This window comes from Sporolactobacillus inulinus (assembly GCF_006539285.1).
Lineage (GTDB): Bacteria > Bacillota > Bacilli > Bacillales > Sporolactobacillaceae > Sporolactobacillus > Sporolactobacillus inulinus.
This window is the reverse complement of the sequence record NZ_BJMS01000074.1, coordinates 1-17,934: the sequence shown is the minus strand read 5'-3', so window position 1 is coordinate 17,934 and position 17,934 is coordinate 1. Positions and strand designations below refer to the sequence as shown.

Genomic DNA, 17,934 nt, shown 5'->3' with positions numbered 1-17,934 from the left:
CTTCCGCGTTGTGCACGAACGACACTCGAGCTGCTCGCATCAGAAGCCTCCTCAGACAGGCAAGAATTTGCGGGGTCTCGCTGACACGCGCTGATCCCGCAGGCGCCAGAGCATCTTTGCGTTTGATGCACCGTCTTTTGCGTGACCAAAAATTCTTATCCTGGCAGAAAAAAACGTCAAACAGCCGGATCCAAAAGATCCGGCCTGTTTGACGTCTTCAACCGCTTTTTTATCAATGAAACGTTCAACCTCATCATCGCTGATGTTTTGTCCAGTATGACCGCGCGATGATCACTGTTCTCAAGATTGTGCAAGCATCCGTTCAAGCGCTAGGACGGCATCGCGCGCAACCGTATCAGGGACAGAGATGATATTATCCACTGTGCCTGCTGCAATCTGCGCCAGTGACCAGACAAAGTGCGGCAGATCGATCCGATTCATCGTCAGACACGCGCACATCATCGGATTCAGCGAACGAATGTGCAAATGCGGATGACTGTGCTTCAGACGATTCACCAGATTCATCTCCGTGCCAATCGCCCAGTGCGACCCTGCCGCTGCATGATCAATCACATCAATAATATATTTGGTTGATCCGGCAAAATCTGCCTGACGTACAACCTCATAGTCACATTCGGGATGAACAAGAATCTGCACATCCGGATCCTCTCGCCGGCAGTCGGCAATGTTCTCTGCGGTAAATCGCTCATGAACCGTACAGAAGCCCTTCCAAAGAATAACCTGTGTGTGCTCGCCTGCATTGCCTTCAAAGCTTTCCCGCACCGGATCCCAGACCACCATATCGTTCAGCGGAATCCCAAGCTGAACGCCGGTGTTACGTCCCAGATGCTGATCGGGCAAAAAGAGAATTCTTTGCTTCTGCGTCAGCGCCCATTGCATCATTTTGCCCGCATTGGACGAAGTCAACGTTGCCCCGCCATGCCTGCCGCAAAACGCTTTGATTTCTGCAGTCGAGTTGATATAGGTCATTGGAAGGATACTATCGCCGAACCGCGCCTGCAGATGGCTCCACGCGCGCTCGAGCTGGTGAATCGTCGCCATATCGGCCATCGCGCAGCCTGCGCGGCGATCAGGCAAAATGACCTTCTGCCTCTGATCCGTGAGTATGTCGGCGGTTTCCGCCATAAAGTGAACCCCGCAAAAAATAATATAGTCCGCTTCTTTTTTTGCAGCTGCAAGCTGTGCCAGCCGAAGTGAGTCACCGCGATCGTCCGCAAATTGAATCACTTCATCGCGCTGATAGTGATGGCCGGGAATATAGATCCGTGAACCGAGCTGTTCTTTGAGTCGCCATCCTTCTTCGGTCAATACATCTTTAGATGCATGTCGATAGGCTTCCGGAATTTGCGTCTGTTTTAAAAAGGTTTCTGCAAGACCCACTGTCCACTCATTCCTTCCCTTTTCTTTATTGGTGATCCATGTGTAAATTAAAGCTGATGTCGAGCGCCTTGACCGAATGCGTCAGACAACCAAGTGAAAGATAGTCCGCACCGCATCCGGCATAATCCTTCAAGGTCGTTAAATCAATGCCGCCGGATACTTCCGTCACGATGGTGTCCGGAACTTCCTGAACATACGTGCGAATCTCATTCGGCGAACAATTATCAAACATGATAATGTCTGCTTTTGCCTGAACAGCCGCTCTGACAGTCTCAAGCGATGTCGTCTCCACCTCAATTTTCACGGTATGGCCAAGTTCGGCGCGAACTTTCTGTACCGCGCGGCTGATCGAGCCGGCATGCACAATATGATTATCCTTGATCATGACCGCATCATAGAGACCGAAGCGGTGGTTATAGCCGCCGCCGATCTTCACCGCATATTTTTCAATCAAACGCAGGCCGGGGGTTGTCTTTCGCGTATCACAGATTCGCGTTCCGCTGCCCTTCATGATGCCCGCCGCCGCAGCCGTCATGGTTGCAATCCCGCTCATATGCTGCAACAAATTAAGCAGCACACGTTCCGCACTGAGCAGCGTGCGCACCGGACCGCTGACCGTTAGCAGATCAACGCCTGCCTGAACATGATCGCCTTCGGAGACGTGAAACTGAAGGGTAATTTCCGGGTCGAGCAGCCTGTAGCCCTCGATCAATACCGGCAACCCGCAGATGGTCCCCGCCGCTTTCGTAGTAAATGTGCCGATCGCCGTGTCTTCAGCGGCAAAGATCGTTTCACTGGTTAGATCCTGATGACCAATGTCCTCATTGTAAAACGCTTCGAGCGCTTGCCGTAATTTAATTTTGTTCAACAGGTGTCACCTCGCGAAGGATGTTTTTTGTCCGCCAAGCTTCAATTTCCTCCGGATAATCAATCCGTGTATGTCCGCCGCGGCTTTCGGTGCGTTCCAATGCTGAGCTGGCAATCAGCCAAGCAACCGTCAGCATGTTCAAGCGCTCCAGTTCATCCTTCGTGCCGTCCAGCCGTTCTGCCCGGTTAAAGTCAATGTTCCAAGAGCGGCACCAATCGATCGCCGTGGTGAGCGACTGCTTGGTACGCCAAATCCCAACATTCGCGAACATCATCTTCTGGATCTCCTTTTTGGTCGGGAGCGCCGGGACCGGCCTGCTGCCTGATTCAGCAGCAACCTGCTCCGCGGGAATCGCTTTCTCGTCCATCATACTGGAAGCTGCTGTCCCCGCATAAGTAATCGCTTCAAGCAGTGAATGACTGGCAATTCGGTTGGCGCCGTGTACTCCAGTGCATGCACACTCGCCAACGGCATACAGCCCGGGCAACGTTGTGCGTCCTTCATGATCCGTCTCAACTCCGCCCATAAGAAAATGGGCACCTGGCGAAACCGGAATCCTTCCTTTTGCGATAGAGACACCGGCCTTGCGGCACAGTCCGGTGACGGTCGGAAAATGGTCGGAAAAATGGTCAATCATTGAGATATCAAGATAAATCTTCTTGACCTGACCGGTTTTCTTCGCTTTAAACAGAATCCGAGACACCACATCGCGAGGCGCCAAGTCTTCGAGTGGGTGCTTTCCAGCAAGAAGCCGGTTGCCATCCTGATCGATCAGCTTCGCACCCTCGCCGCGAACCGCCTCTGAAACCAGCCCGTAAACATGGTTGTTTTCAATCAGCACCGTCGGATGGAACTGAACAAACTCCATATCTTTGAGCGCGGCACCGGCACGATAAGCAAGTGCCAGCCCATCACCGGTTACTGCAGGGTCTGCAGTAGTCGGTGCATAGAGCTGCCCGCATCCGCCGGTCGCAAGCACGATGTTCTGTGCTCGATACAGCACCGTTTCTCCTGAAGGATCCTTGGCGAGCGCGCCGACACAGCGACCGTTTCGCAGCAGCAATTCAACGACCTGCGTCTGTTCATGAATGGTGACCTGCTGCTCGACGTAGCGCTTAACAAAGCTCGTGAGCTCGCGACCGGTCGCATCGCCGTGCGCGTGCAGGACGCGAGCGGCAGAATGCCCGCCCTCTCTTGCCAGCAAAATAGTCCCGTTTTGATCACGGTCAAACTTCATGCCCAATCGAATCAGTTCGTCCACTTGAACTTTGCTTTCTCGTGCAAGAAAAGCCGTTTCATTGACATCATTGTGGTAGCGCCCGGCCCTCATCGCATCTTCTAACTGCCGATGCCAGTCATCGTCCGGCGCGTAGGCCGCTGCAATCCCGCCTTGAGCAAGAAAGGAATTGCTTGCCTGCCATTCCTTTTTGGTCAGGACAATGACCCGCTTCTTTTTCATGAGCTTCGCTGCTGTGTAAAGCGCAGCCAGACCGCTTCCAATTATAACGATATCTGATTGATATGTTTTCAATTATTTACACATGTCTTTACACTTGTCTTGACAACTATATTGGCACATTATTAAACTTACAGCAAGTAGAAATATAGATTGTGTTAAAAATTACTAAGGATAACGTTTACCAGAATCTTTTCAGCGGCATGCGCAAAGATGCCCACCATTTTTCAACAAAAAAACCGTTGCAAAAGCGATGACGGATCAGGAATAAAAAACGTAGCAAGAAAAGGAGCGCAGTAATGATGATTTATCTTGACTATGCAGCGACAACGCCCATGTCTTCAAGAGCCCTTGAAACTTATACGGAGGTCGCTCAGCACTGTTTCGGCAACACCAACAGCCCCCATGACTTTGGTGACGCAGCAGACCGTTTGCTCGCTTCTTGTCAAAAGCAAATCGCCCGCCATCTTCACGTCGAAGCAAGCGCCATTTTTTTTACTTCCGGAGGATCGGATAGCAATTTGCTGGCAATAGCTGGCATTGCACACGCTCGGAGGAAAAAAGGAAATCATTTAATCTATGTACAGGGGCAACATTCATCCGTTGTGCTTGCTTTTGAAAGGCTGCGTGAGGAAGGGTTCTCAGTCACTGAACTGAAGCGCCGCGCAGACGGCGAAGTAGACCTGTCAACACTTGAAGATGCGCTCAGAGAAGACACCATTCTTGTCAGTGTTGACCATGTCAATAACGAAATCGGAAGCATCAATAATCTAAACGCGATCGGCAAACTGCTGTTCAACAAAAAAATTGCCTTCCACTGCGACGCCGTACAGTCCTATGGAAAATTGCCAATTGATGCCGAAGCGGCGCACATCACCGCTTTGTCAGCCTCCGCACATAAAATCTACGGCCCCAAAGGAGTCGGACTCTGCTACGTGGATCCGCGCGCAGCTTTTCAGCCGCAGCTGCCCGGGGCGCCTAAACAGGGGCTTAGCCCGGGTACCGTCAATCTCCCCGGTATTTCCGCCTTCGTTACGGCAACTGAGGACGCCTACCGGTATGCTGAGGCGATGCTTTGCCATGTCAATGATCTTAGGCAGAGGTTTATTGCCGGCATTCAAAAGAAAGGCATTTCTTTTCTTGTCGAAGCATCTGCGCATCATCAACTGCCGCATATTCTTGCCCTACGCATTCCCGGCATTGAAGGGCAGCAGATCATGCTCGCCGCCAATCAGCGCGGCTTGTCGATTGCCACAGGAAGCGCCTGCAGCAGTACAGCGCACCAGCCTTCCCCGACGCTGCGGTCAATCGGCCGTTCCGCTGAAGAAGCACGGGAGCTCGTGCGCCTATCTTTCGGCGAAACAACAACAAATGAAGAACTGGATCAAGCGATCAATTTATTTGCCGCGGCTGTTTCAGAGGTGCAGGCGGCCACGCGAGCATGACCGTCCCATCGCAAATTGCTGGTAACCGCGATTCGTGCAGCCGGTCATTTTGATGCGATCACACAAAGAAATTCTCGCGAACATCTCAGTCACAAATGGAAAACCAAATCAATGGAGCAGCCATCCTTGTGAAGAGATGACTGCTCCATTTTTTATCCGTTCGTATTTATTTTCATGATCGTCCGCAGCACTTTTTATATTTTTTGCCGCTGCCGCACAAGAGAAGTTCTGACAGATGATAGTGATGGGGATTGTTTTACAAATGAAGGAAGCCATGAACGCGGATAACCCCCATTCACGCCTTTTCCTCGCTCAGACTCACGCCGCGTACGTCCACCGGGGTTGAAAAAACAATTTGCGTATTCGTTTTGCCGAACCGCTGAAGCAAATTAATGAATGAATCCAGCAGTTCCGTGCTTTCGAAAATGACCTTAATCACCATCGAGAATTCGCCGGACACACAGTCACATTCAAGGACATTGGGAATCGATTCAATATATTTATAAAAATCCGATTTGTCTTTAGGATCAACTTTGACATGAACAAAGGCTTTAATATGGTAACCGGCTTTCTTATAATCAATCAATGTATAATAATTTTTGATAATACCTAATTGTTCCAAATGATGTATTCGGGCGGAGATGGTTGGTGGAGAGATGTAGCATTCTTTTGCCAGCGCTTTAAGGGAAACGCGAGCATTTTGCTGGAGCCGGTTAATAATCTTCCGATCTATAGAATCCATTCCGATAAGTCACTCCTTCTTATTCGACTTTCATTATATGCAACTTCCGAAAGAATGCAAAAATCATTGTTAGATTACATGACATACATAGTTTATTTTTGTTATATTTTTTAACTCATTAAATTATTTAATTAAGAATCCGGGCGAAAAAAATTTTTATCGAACGAGTTGTTCAAAAGCCGTCGCCATTTCATTCATTTCGGATTATCTTAGTCGTATCCAATAAACAAGGAGGAATCATCACCCCTATGAGAACGGAAACCGATGCACTCGGCACAAAAGAAATCCCGCAATCCGCCTATTATGGCATACATTCACTGCGCGCGAAAGAAAATTTCAGTGTGGCTGCAGAAACGATCGATTCAGAGCTGATTCATGGACTTGCCCTGATAAAGAAAGCCGCCGCAATCGTCAACCATGAAGACGGTTCACTCAGCAAAGAAAAAGCTGCAGCGATTACCCGCGCTTGTGATGAAATCCTTGAAGGAAAACTTAATCAAGAATTCATTGCACCCGCCATTCAAGGAAGTGCCGGCACCTCAATTAATATGAATGCCAATGAGGTCATCGCCAATCGCGCCATCGAACTGCTTGGCGGAACGAAAGGCGACTACACCCTTGTGCATCCCAATGATGACATCAACCGCTGCCAATCAACGAACGATGTCTTTCCATCGGCAAGCAAGCTTGCCCTGCTGCGTCTGAGCAAACGCCTTGCCTTGGAAATCGATCAATTTCTTGATGGCTTGGTACAAAAAGCAGACGAGCTGCAAGACGTGGTCAAACTTGGGCGAACGCAGCTGCAAGACGCACTACCCACAACGGTCGGCAACACATTCCAGGCATTTGCATCGGCAATTGCTCGCAATCTTAATGAACTCAAGTCTAGCCGTGATGCGTTAAAAACGTTAAATCTTGGCGGAACCGCCATCGGCACAACCGTCAACGCTTCCGAGTACTACGTTCGCCGGATCGTTCCCGAAGTCAGCAAGCAGTTTGGCCAGCCGCTCCGTCAAGCAGATAACTTAATCGACGCAACCCAGCATGTCGATGCGTTTGTCCAGCTCTCCCATGCCTATAAACTATTAGCGGTGACGCTGTCTAAAATGGCTAGTGACCTTCGCCTGCTCTCCAGCGGCCCGCAATTCGGCTTCAATGAACTCTTTCTGCCCAAGAAGCAAGCCGGATCATCGATCATGCCCGGCAAAGTCAATCCCGTCATCCCTGAATTAGTCAATCAAGTCGCATTCCAAGTCATCGGCTTCGACACAACCAACACACTCGCCGCAGAAGCCGGACAACTGGAACTCAATGCATTCGAACCCATTATCGTACGCAACCTAATCAGCGCATCTAAGCTGCTGCAAAAAACATTACGCACATTCCGAATCAACTGCATCAACGGCATACAAGCCAACCGTGCGCAATGCGCAAAAGAAGCGAATCAATGCGCCATACTCGCAACCGCATTGACCCCCTATATCGGATACAGCAAAACATGCAAGCTAGTCAAGCAATCACTGGATATGGACATACCTATTCAAACATTAGCCGCACAACTGCCCGATGTGCCTAAGCAAGCACTAAAATTGCTCGATCCCAAAACAATGATACCATTTTACAAAATGCAAGCGTTAAAAGCGAATTGATTTGATTTTTCTGTTAGCGAATGAAAAGTAGGTGTCAAAAGTAAGTCACCGAACGCTGCGCGCAACTCTGCAGAGAACGCTGCCTTTCATAAAAAAACTTATGTATTTTCTCGGCAATTGCCATCCGGAGTGAAAACGGATCGTGAATGCCGAGATTTTTTATTTAATCGAAGATGTATTGACGCTTGGACCTGTTACCGAATCGTATATCCTTTCAGTAAAAACAAAGTTTTCAAGCGATCTATACAGTGAATTATAAAAAAATCCCGCACTTTTCAAATGCATCATGAATCATTGTTTCTAGTCGTTCCATTGAATCTGTTGGACTGTATGGTATTTTCACAAAGCCTTCCTCTTCTTCAGAAATCTTTTCGTTATACAAATTAGGATACATGACCCAAACTTGAGGAATTGGATAACCCCTCTTCCATACATATCGATCTGTGGGGACTCGATAATCTTGGTCTTTTCCAACATACAGACTCTCAAAATGTTTATAATCGTTCAGTTGCTCAAAGATTTTATCTTGAGAATTTCTTGAATTTGCTGCTTTAATGACAGAAGCCGGACGATATTTAAAATCCATGATAAAGCTGGCAACATACTTTCCATTTTGATAACAATCCAAACGAGCGTCTGGTTTCCTGTGTCGATTGGTTGTAAAGAGCGGATGATAAAAATCTGTATCAAAGCTTTGACGCGGCAGTTCCTGATCATAAACAAGCCGAATGATAGAGGATGAATTCCTTTTACTTGTAAACGTGACACAGGTTCCCTCGGTAAGCATTGGAATCGTGGCTGATGCGTTCAGAACGTTATGCCCATAGATCCAGCCATCAACAGGGCTAAAACCAATTTTTTCGGATACGAGTGCTTTAATCGTTCGGATGAACCCCCAGAGTTCGTAAACTTTATCTGTTCGTTTCCAGCAATAAGTATAATCCACACTCAGAGTCAACTGATTTTTTTCTTGCTTAATCAGCTGATAGATTTCGTACAGCTTACGGTAACGAGAGTCTACCTGCAATCCAGGTAAACGATTGCTGTGATTATGAACAATCTCTTTTACCCAATTCTCTTCAAGAAAACGCACCGAACTATAGATGATCCGCCGAATTGTCAATTGCTGTTTTTCCAAGTTCTCTTTTTGGAGAATTAAGCGGTGATTAGAAGATTGATACGGCTTTTTCAATTCAATTTCGGTGCTTGCGAGATAAGAATGAATAAAACGCAAAACAATTTTACTCGTTTTATGCAGGTACTTAATGCTTTGAATAATCATTATATTCTCAGGTATCGCATAGGATAGTTCACGCTTTGGTGTCAACCATAATTGTTTTTCTTCAGGATGGCGAAGATGATATTTTATGGTTTCATGATCAATAATCGATGCTTTTTCACTACTGACAAGTTTGTAACGATTATTCACAATGTAGCGTGGCGTATTTTTTATGGACTGAATCAACCGGCAAATTTTATCACTATGTTTGCACAGTTGAATAATTTTAGCCGTTAGCAAACCTTTTTCTTGATCTTTATCCTTTGCTCCGACCACCGCTTTGCTTTCAATTAGACTATGAGCCATTGTTTCTACTTGATTTTCAACTTCTTGTCGCATCTCATCAAGCATCGTCCAATTCATCGATTTCGGGTCGACCATTAAGTAAAAATAATCTTTTTCCTCTCCGTACTGTACATAGAAACGATAGCGACCAGGTACAAATGGGTAACTGCTGCCACTGTTTCTTCCGTACCGACCATCATTTTTAAACAGATATCTAAGCGTTCTTGTAGGCGGAATATATGCGTTCCCTGCATCATCCTCTTCGCATAGGTCGCTGTTATAGTAATCAAGTGCATCGATATAAAGACGTGTCTGCTCCTCATGATCAGAGGTGAATTTAATAGCAATATCACGGTTTTCTTCAAAATGGATCATTTGCTCATCTTTAATCGGATGCTCTAGTGAAGAATGAGAGTAACCAGCCGTGTTGATTACTCGCCATTGTTCATGATCAAAGGTTACAGTTCCTTTTCCATTTCGTTCGTAGATCGTTAAGTTATAATGTATAGCCAAATACTTCAATCTCCCTTGCGATTGATTGTATTCTATTTCGTGTTTTTTTGAATGAGGATAAATCTTGATATTGATCAATAATCGTAAAAAGTTCTCCGCTTTTCTCCTGACCATCACCGACAAGCGTTTTCAACTGTTCCTCACTTCCACGTACCTTAGAAAGAATACGTTGAACGATTTGAAAATCAAGTGCTGTTTGTCGATCAATCGGACCGTAATCAGGTAAACAGATGAGGTATTTATTAATCTGATTAACAATACGCAGCCCCACACCAAGTCCGTCATTACATTTATTTATTGCACAATGGATGTCCCAAAGCATTTCAAGTTCTCGACGTTTTAATCCTTTTCCACTCGACTGATTCTCTTCTGTCCCATAAAGAAAGCTTTCTGTGGACATGCGGACAGGTTGAATGATCTCTGTTTTCGTATAGGTGCGTTCTTCATCATAGATATCTGCAAAATTTCTTAATTTTAATTGTATGACATTGGCACGATCAAGCACCTTATCAGAAAAATGGTACGTAGACTCATCAAGATTAACAGTACCGACAAACAGAACATTATCATAAATTTTTACCGTTGCCTTGTACTTTTCAGAGTTATAGAGACGTCCCTCAAAATCTTCATTGTAAAGATTGATTTTGCGGTTACCTGCATCCTGCTCAAGAACGGAAAGAAACTGAGAGAAGTAATGTTCAACGCGTGCTAAATTCATTTCATCAAAGCAAACAAGAAATAGTTGATCTGGATGATCTTCAGCTCTTGCCAGAAAATCTACAAAGGCTGATTCTCCCGGTCGATAGACATTGTTGAGAACATCTAAATAGCCAAGCAGATCGCTGTCATCCTGCCAAAAAGGGCGCACTGAAATCTTTAAGTAATTATCATCCGGATTTAATCCAAGTGCTTCGGCATAACAATCCACGATTTTTGATTTTCCCGTACCGCTCATTCCCGCAAGAATAACTAAGTTTCCTGTCTTTATTGCTGCATGGAAATTAAAGAAATCAGCGCGATCATAGTATAGTCCCTTATTTTGTGCCGTTTTTTCAAAAGCTTCAATTAATTGTTTTTCCAGCAACTTTTCTTTTTGGAGATGTGTCCATTCACTGCCTGTCCCTTTCTCATCTTCGTGAGTTTCTGAAGTTGCCTCTGCCGAGGAAACTTCTTCGTGAGCCGTCAATTGTTCTTTTATTTTTTGAGAAGTCGATGAATCAATAAAATAACATGTTGTATTAAAATCATCATACTCCGCCAAGTCACTCAGGTTATTATATTGTTTTAAAAGAAAATCATCTTGTTGACCTAATGGGATTAAGAACGCATGGTCTGAAAAGTCTAAAATCAAAGTTTCGTTTTTTCTCAAATTGCGCAGTGGTCCATATGCAAAAACTTGATCTTTTTCATGAATCAGAATGTATGGAGGACAAAAATTATCCTCAAACAAGAGTGCATCAAAGTTTCGATTAACCAATAAATACCTGTAATCATTTATAGGTTCTTTGTTAACTAAACTTCTGATTAACAAATCTTTATCATCAACATTAAAATAAGGAATTGTGTCATATTTTTTCCAAAGATCATTCGTGTCTGCAGCGGTTTTGATTTGCGCTCCTATAGCCGGATTTAAATAACCATTCTTTTGCTCCAATCGAAAAACAATGACTGCATTACTCAAATATTCTTTCAGCCTTTTGATCTTCTCAATAGGTTTTATCTTATTATCACTGATTAGCGCTATGTTTGAGTCATCTTTCTGTAGCCGATATGCTAGTGCCTGTGTAATATCATTGTCCATAAGTTTTAATTTTACGTCATTTGAAATAGTTGACATAACCCTTAACATCACTTTTATTGGTCCCTGCCCAAACTCATCAAAAACAGGTCTGCGGTTATATCCACCCAGTTCATCGGCAGTGGCCAACCGAGCAAGATAGTAGTTTCCTAACGTGTGATCGTAATCTTGTATGCTCATTTAATTGCCTCCTTGTTGCCCTGTAACTCGTCGATCATTTGATAATAAGTTAATTTTCTAAAAGCAATGTTTTTAATATGTGGATTTTTTTTGAGTGTAACGTTTAATTGACGCGAAACCATATCTTTGATGAGCCAGTACGCATCAAAGGACTCATTAAACGAATAAGATGAGGCATCCTTGCTGAAAATTTCATAGTCGTACAAGTCTGACATTACCTCTCGAGGAATATTACCGAATATTAGTACTTTTTGTTTTCGATCTTCTTTTATCTGGTTTGATGGAGTACTTATTAATTTATTCTGCTGTTCTATTTTTTGTTTTAAGTCATTGTTTTCACTCTCCAATTCATGTTGTCTTTTACTTAGTTCCTCGACTTGTTTTTTTATCATTACTTGTTGCGCTTTGAGCTCTTTTTTCTCGTCCGCAACATGTGCCTGATAACTATGATGTTTCTCTTCCATTTTTTCTAATTTACGCTTTTGAACAGTTTCTAATTGTTGTATTCTTTTTTCATATTTTAGTTCTAAGTGTTTCATAATTTCTTCTTGTTTCGATACTTCTTTAGCTAGTTTCCGGTTCTCATCATCAAGTCTTCTGTTTCTTTCCTCTAATTGTTTGAGCTTAGATTGTTCGCTCTGATTGGTCATGTCTTCTTTATTTCTGAACCGTTGATCTGGAGGTACATCTTTAATGAGCTGTACCGCTCTTTCGTATTCAAATTGAAAGGCTAAATAAACCAAAACTTTATAAAATCCTATTTTTTTTGAATCATTAATCAACGTTTCACGATCAAGAATATGTTTCTCTTCCTTTATTTCTTTATCTGTTAGCTCAATATCACCTTCTTCTCTATTAGAAAATATTGACTTCACATAGTATTCAAGAATAGCTTTTTGGTATTTTTTGTTTCCTAAATTGTTACGAAACAATCTGATCATGACAGACCATTGACTTTCATTTCGCAATCGGTTCGCTTGAAATGATTTTATGATGATGTTCTTTTTTATTAATAACTCCCTTATTTCTCCAGTGTTTAACTCATCAATTAAACACTGGTAAACCCTTTTTTCATTTTCATCCACCATACACCATCACCATACCTTTTTCTCAGTTAATAATTCCTATTTTACATCAAAATTTATAGATTTTTACATTTCATTCTTCACATATAAATATTAACAAAATCTAACAAAATAGCCTGTCGATAAATGCCTTATATTTTGCATCAGGATGGTTATTTATTTGCTTTTGTAACCAGTCTAAATACCATTTTTCCGTTTCACCTTCAACCGAGAAATAAAAGGGTTTCTTAAGTTTCATAGTCATGAGTTACACCTCATTTCTGTCATGCAGGAGTTGTTCAAAAATGGGCGTAAAATCCACATTTTTAATTGCACCATATCGATTGATGAAATAGTTTTTTAAGTAGTCGTCGTTTTTCCTCACACCATTTTGACCCGCAGTACCGAAATCGGATAAAGAGTAATGAATACTGCAATGGGTCTCGTCATCCCGTTCTACAAACTTGATTTCATCGCGTCTAAAAAGATTTGCGTTAAGAAAAATAGGATTATGTGTGTTAAAAATTAATTGAGCATTTTTCTTATTTATCTCATCATTATGAAATAGATTAACGATATTCATGAGTGCCATAGGATGAAGAGAAGCATCAAATTCATCGATAACCAAAGTTGCTCCATTAACAAGAGCTCTCATAACCAGAGGAAACATCTGAACGAAACGTATTGTCCCATAAGATTCAAATGCTTCAGCAGCCAGTGCCGTATGTCTATCATTGAAAATCGAACATAATTTAGCCTCTGTACCATCTTCCGGTACAATATAACCGATAGCGTTTGAATTAATCCCGAAAATACCCGCAGCATCATTCAGCGTTTTCTCGATATAAACCGTTTGCTTTTTAGGATCCGTAAATTTAGTTGTCGTATTCAGTGCATCCGCTCTATAGATGACCATAAATTTGTTTTTCATCCAATCGCCGATCATACTCACTATTTTTGAGCTAAACATTGTTTTAAAACCATTCATTAGAAATAATTCTTCCTCATGGAGATTATTTTTAGCTAATGTTACCGCGCCTTTCATGTTCTCCTCAAGTTCATTAGCCAGATAATCCTTAATAACCGATAAGTCGCCGAATTTGAGAATCGTATTTCTTGAGAAAACAACTTTTTCGTTAACCAATAACGTTTCATTTAATATCTTGCGGTTATAATCACGATCGAGAAAGTCACCGAAATCAAGTGAAAGTGAATAATCAAACAAAAGCCCATTTTCGGTGAACTGAATGGAAAAGTCAACAGGACTCTTTTTCTTAGTTGTACTATTAGGTACTAATTCCAAATTAGTGACCGCCGTATTCGGTGTTGTATGATCGCTCGTATTGGAAATAGTCCCACGCAGAATGATTGCTTTAAAAACCTCCATAGCGCTTATTATATTCGTTTTTCCGGAAGCATTGGGACCATAAATAACAGCAGAACACAGACCTTTGATTTTTTTTGATGCAATTTTTTCGTTCAGAATACTATAGTCTAATCCTTTCTGCTTTGGAGCAGGTTCCATTGAAAAAACAAGTTCATTTTTAAATGATTTAAAATTTTTCGCCGTAAATTTGAGAAGCATTCCTACGCCTCCAATTTTGCAATTTTATTGCAACACATATGTTTATTATACTATTTATCATGCTCAATCAGTCAACTATTTATTCCATTTTGTAAAAACATCGCAAAATCAACTTTTTCAATTCCACCGATCATCAATGTTAGTTGTTCCATATCTAGAAATCAATGATTCCTGGATTCCCGTATCTCCATGAAGGCGGCCGCGTCATCGGCCCCCTTTTGCCAAAAAATAGTCTGCACGTCCCTTAATGCTATCAAATAGTCCACCTTCTGCCATAATTTGATCCATGTGCACCAGATAACACCTCCTGTATCCTTTGGTTGCACGCATCAAAAGTGCGTGACATCAACGATACAGGAGGCTTTTTATGGTGATCCACTATCGCAGGATCCTAGAACTGCACAACCAGCAACACAGTCCGCGTAGTATCGCAACGAGCACAGGAAACTCAAGAGTCAAGATCGGTGACACCATTCGACGGGCCGAAGCAATGGGCATATGCCCTCCGTTTGATACGACGGTCAGTGATGATGATCTGGCACAGCGACTCTTTCCTGAATTGAGACCGGAAGCGAAGGGACGCGGAATGCCACTATGAGTACTTGCACAAGGAACTCGCCAAGCCTAATGTCACCTTGACCCTGCTTTACTACGAGTATAAGGCAAGCTGTCGTCAGTCTGGCACCGCGCCCTACTCATACCGAACGTTCTGCCGCAACTACACGGAGTATGCACAAAACTTCAAAGCTACCATGCGAATTAAACGTAAATCGGGCGAGATCATGGAGGGCGATTGGGCAGAATCAACCCTAAAGCTGATCGATCGAGACACAGGTGAGTTCGTCAAAGTTTAAAAGGCAACGAAGGTTCAACAAAGATAACCCCTAAAGTAGGGAATACGCGCTTACTTTCCTAGCCATAAAAATTTCTGCCTACAATTGCTTGACTCAACCTTTCAAATTCTCAAACTACTCTTTGAATTTATTAAATGCTATGATAAAAAAAGGTAGGTGAAGGTGCATTATGATTCTTTCGATATTCGAGGGGTTAGTTTTTACGAGTGTTTTGATTATTTTCCTCTCGTTTTTCTTGTTGCTCTCTCTCCCTATTTTTGAAAAAGAAATTGATATTTTGGAACTTGAGAATGTACAAATACATTTGCAGAATCGTTTGCAGGAGAGTGAATTGATGCAGTTAAGCAGGCAAATTCAGCCTCATTTTATGTTTAATACACTGAATATTGTCCTCTCGCTTGCCCGGCTTAATAGACAGAAAGAACTAATCGAAAGTATTGAAAGTTTCTCAATGTATCTGAGATATAAATATACAGAGAAACAGGATCTTATTTCATTTAATGAGGAGATCACACACGTCAAGAACTATTTGAGTATTCAAAAACTTAGGTTTGGGAAGAAACTAGAGATCAAAATTAAAGTGGAAGCAATTGATATGCCTGCAGGTATCCCGCCATATACACTGCAGATACTTGTAGAGAACGCGTTTAAGCATGGGCTTGATGAGAAAAAGGGGCAAAAAAAATTGTCCATTTATTTTGAACGGCTCGGGAACTGGGTGCAGCTGAAGGTTATTGACAACGGAAGCACTGCACTGAATATTAATGCATCGAGTGGTATCGGACTAGAAAATATTCGTAAACGATTAAGCCTTATTTTCGATCTGTACACAGATATCAGCATCGCTAAAAACAAACAGAACGAGACCGTTGTCCAAGTGGTTTGGCCGTATATGGCAATGGAGGGTGAGTAATGAATGTCTTAATGGTGGATGATGAATATCTCGAACTAGAGCAACTGACACAGCTCATTTACAAGCGCTATCCAAACTGGAATGTCTTTTCTGCTGAAGACGGTGCCGAAGCGATTTCCATTGCTTCTACGCATTTGATTCACTTAGCATTACTTGATATTCATTTAAGCGGAGAATCCGGATTAGATCTCGCTGATAAACTTCAAATTTTATCCAAAGGCATTAAATTTGTTATTATCACGGCTTATCAAGACTTTGAATATGCCAAAAGAGCGATTAAACTTAATGCGATCGATTACATTGTCAAACCAATCATTCAAAAAGAACTCTATGAAGTGCTTGATTCATTAGGAAAGAAAAGCCGTACACCGGCTGTAACTCCGCTTTTAGAAAAAGGCATGAAGTTTGTACAAAATAATTATACTAAAAATATTCACTTGCAGGACGTAGCAGAATATATTCATGTTTCAGCAAACTATTTAAGCAAAAAATTTAACGATGAGCTGCACGCTTCATTTAATGATTACTTAGCACAATTAAGAATCAATCAGGCAAAAAGTTTGATGATTGAGCATCCCGAATATTCCTTACAATACATTTCAGATGCAGTTGGATACTCCAGCCAGAACTACTTTACCAACTCATTTAAAAAATATGAACAAATGACACCGACACAATTCAAACGAGAAAAGATAGGGTTCTAATGACTATAAATGATCTATTTTTTGTTTATCTCTTACTGCTTATATTTTCACTTTCATTTCTGAGAAAAAATAATTCGATTTCAGATTACCTAATCACAAGAAAAAAAATTGGTTTAAATGAAGGAACATTGCTTCTTTTGTCGCACTTACTCAAAGGATATCTTTTTCTTATCTTGTTCCAAGTGATTTCGAAGCAAATGATTTTTTGGATTATTGGGTTTTGTTTTGTACTCATTTTAGTCACTACATACTTTCAAAAGTGGATCCACCACCTTATGACTGATCATTTAAGTAATCCAAATCATACTCCACTTACTTTTTTTAAAGAACGGAGTACTCGGAGTGCCTATAACAGTCTGCTCATTGTTATGGCATTGATCGCTTTTTTCTCATTTATTTCCGAACTTACTTGGATCACTTTGATCGTTACCAAGGCATTTCAGATTCCTATTATAGTGATTCTCATTGCTTTGATTTTCCTTGTGTATGTCTATTCAGTAATGGGCGGTTATGGTGCCATATCGAAAATCAGCAGAGTGCTGATTGTATTTGCATTTGGTACAGTCGCTTGCTTGCTCTTGTATATCTATCTTACCAACGGGATCAAAACGGTTTATCAAGTATGGACGGTTCAACAAAATCATTTGCATCAGAAGCTTTTCTCAAACATCCTTGAACAAATCATGTGGTTTCTTATCATGATTTTTATCTATCTCGGTTATATGCTCACCAATATTTCTCTTTGGCACCTCAATTTTTCTATGAAAGCGAACAGAATAAAAAGCATTTATCGAAATGCAATTTTCTGTTTTACAAGCTTAGTGACTGCTTTATTATTCATCGGAGTCTTTACGCAAAGTATCGCAGTCATACCCCCATACCCATTCAATAGTGTTTTACATATATTATCTAATTACACAGATCTCGCGATGACATTCTTAATTTCAGCACTTTTATCCATTGGGCTAATCAGTTTGATGGTCAGCATGAAAGCAATCATGGATGCTGCTTTTTTAATACTGCCTGAACAGAAACATCCGGGCATTGCATTTTTTAAAAATGTCCATCTGACAACATTAAGTGTCCTTTTGCTTCTATGTTTCACATTGCGCCCTTCCTACAGCACACTGCTCGTCAGTATCAAACTGTTTTCCATTTTATGTATCGTATCCATCCCTTGCTTTTTATTACTTATCTC

General features: G+C 42.2%; 15 protein-coding genes. 6 read left to right on the top strand and 9 right to left on the bottom strand.

Annotation, left to right across the window (positions count from 1 at the left end):
* Positions 1 to 300 precede the first annotated feature (300 nt).
* The 3 genes from nadA to nadB are packed head-to-tail and all read right to left on the bottom strand — an operon-like array spanning position 301 to position 3,800.
* Positions 301 to 1,401, bottom strand: coding sequence for a quinolinate synthase NadA (gene nadA, locus SIN01_RS10620; RefSeq protein ID WP_141306070.1), 1,101 nt, complete (start codon positions 1,399 to 1,401; stop codon positions 301 to 303).
* A gap of 25 nt (positions 1,402 to 1,426) precedes the next feature.
* Positions 1,427 to 2,269: a carboxylating nicotinate-nucleotide diphosphorylase gene (gene nadC / locus SIN01_RS10615; protein WP_141306069.1), complete on the bottom strand. Its 843-nt coding sequence runs from the start codon at positions 2,267 to 2,269 to the stop codon at positions 1,427 to 1,429.
* Positions 2,256 to 3,800, bottom strand: a complete 1,545-nt coding sequence (gene nadB, locus SIN01_RS10610) for an L-aspartate oxidase (RefSeq protein WP_141306068.1) — start codon at positions 3,798 to 3,800, stop codon at positions 2,256 to 2,258. The genes nadC and nadB overlap by 14 nt, the downstream gene beginning before the upstream one ends.
* Positions 3,801 to 4,024: 224 nt before the next feature.
* On the opposite strand from nadB, the gene SIN01_RS10605 reads away from it, so the two are divergent.
* On the top strand, positions 4,025 to 5,170 hold the full coding sequence (locus SIN01_RS10605) for a cysteine desulfurase family protein (protein ID WP_141306067.1): 1,146 nt from the start codon (positions 4,025 to 4,027) through the stop codon (positions 5,168 to 5,170).
* A gap of 172 nt (positions 5,171 to 5,342) precedes the next feature.
* Here the strand turns inward: SIN01_RS10605 and SIN01_RS15680 are convergent, their stop codons facing one another.
* Both SIN01_RS15680 and SIN01_RS10595 read right to left on the bottom strand, forming a co-directional pair.
* The gene (locus tag SIN01_RS15680; protein ID WP_373864407.1) at positions 5,343 to 5,390 is read right to left on the bottom strand and encodes an SEC-C metal-binding domain-containing protein; all 48 of its coding nucleotides are present in this window, start codon (positions 5,388 to 5,390) and stop codon (positions 5,343 to 5,345) included.
* 75 nt (positions 5,391 to 5,465) lie between these two features.
* Positions 5,466 to 5,912 carry an Lrp/AsnC family transcriptional regulator gene (locus tag SIN01_RS10595; RefSeq protein WP_028984260.1) on the bottom strand — a complete coding sequence of 149 codons (447 nt, stop codon included), beginning with the start codon at positions 5,910 to 5,912 and terminating at the stop codon, positions 5,466 to 5,468.
* 248 nt (positions 5,913 to 6,160) lie between these two features.
* Here SIN01_RS10595 and SIN01_RS10590 point away from each other — a divergent pair, with 248 nt between their 5' ends.
* Positions 6,161 to 7,561: an aspartate ammonia-lyase gene (locus SIN01_RS10590; RefSeq protein ID WP_141306066.1), complete on the top strand. Its 1,401-nt coding sequence runs from the start codon at positions 6,161 to 6,163 to the stop codon at positions 7,559 to 7,561.
* Positions 7,562 to 7,814: 253 nt separating this feature from the next.
* On the opposite strand, the gene SIN01_RS10585 is transcribed toward SIN01_RS10590, so the two are convergent.
* The 4 genes from SIN01_RS10585 to SIN01_RS10565 form a co-directional block, all read right to left on the bottom strand.
* Entirely contained in the window at positions 7,815 to 9,638 is a 1,824-nt protein-coding gene (locus tag SIN01_RS10585; protein WP_141306065.1) for a nuclease domain-containing protein, read from the bottom strand.
* Positions 9,622 to 11,616, bottom strand: a complete 1,995-nt coding sequence (locus SIN01_RS15210) for an McrB family protein (protein ID WP_218027779.1) — start codon at positions 11,614 to 11,616, stop codon at positions 9,622 to 9,624. The genes SIN01_RS10585 and SIN01_RS15210 overlap by 17 nt, the downstream gene beginning before the upstream one ends.
* The gene (locus tag SIN01_RS10575; RefSeq protein ID WP_141306064.1) at positions 11,613 to 12,704 is read right to left on the bottom strand and encodes a hypothetical protein; all 1,092 of its coding nucleotides are present in this window, start codon (positions 12,702 to 12,704) and stop codon (positions 11,613 to 11,615) included. The genes SIN01_RS15210 and SIN01_RS10575 overlap by 4 nt, the downstream gene beginning before the upstream one ends.
* Before the next feature lie 244 nt (positions 12,705 to 12,948).
* Positions 12,949 to 14,265, bottom strand: coding sequence for an AAA family ATPase (locus tag SIN01_RS10565; protein WP_141306063.1), 1,317 nt, complete (start codon positions 14,263 to 14,265; stop codon positions 12,949 to 12,951).
* Positions 14,266 to 14,632: 367 nt separating this feature from the next.
* On the opposite strand from SIN01_RS10565, the gene SIN01_RS15205 reads away from it, so the two are divergent.
* The 4 genes from SIN01_RS15205 to SIN01_RS10545 all read left to right on the top strand — a co-directional run.
* On the top strand, positions 14,633 to 14,863 hold the full coding sequence (locus SIN01_RS15205; RefSeq protein WP_218027778.1) for a hypothetical protein: 231 nt from the start codon (positions 14,633 to 14,635) through the stop codon (positions 14,861 to 14,863).
* A gap of 425 nt (positions 14,864 to 15,288) precedes the next feature.
* On the top strand, positions 15,289 to 16,032 hold the full coding sequence (locus SIN01_RS10555; RefSeq protein ID WP_141306062.1) for a sensor histidine kinase: 744 nt from the start codon (positions 15,289 to 15,291) through the stop codon (positions 16,030 to 16,032).
* Entirely contained in the window at positions 16,032 to 16,736 is a 705-nt protein-coding gene (locus SIN01_RS10550; RefSeq protein ID WP_141306061.1) for a response regulator transcription factor, read from the top strand. The genes SIN01_RS10555 and SIN01_RS10550 overlap by 1 nt, the downstream gene beginning before the upstream one ends.
* A 275-nt stretch (positions 16,737 to 17,011) precedes the next feature.
* On the top strand, positions 17,012 to 17,934 hold a 923-nt coding region (locus tag SIN01_RS10545), incomplete at its 3' end, for a hypothetical protein (RefSeq protein WP_141306060.1).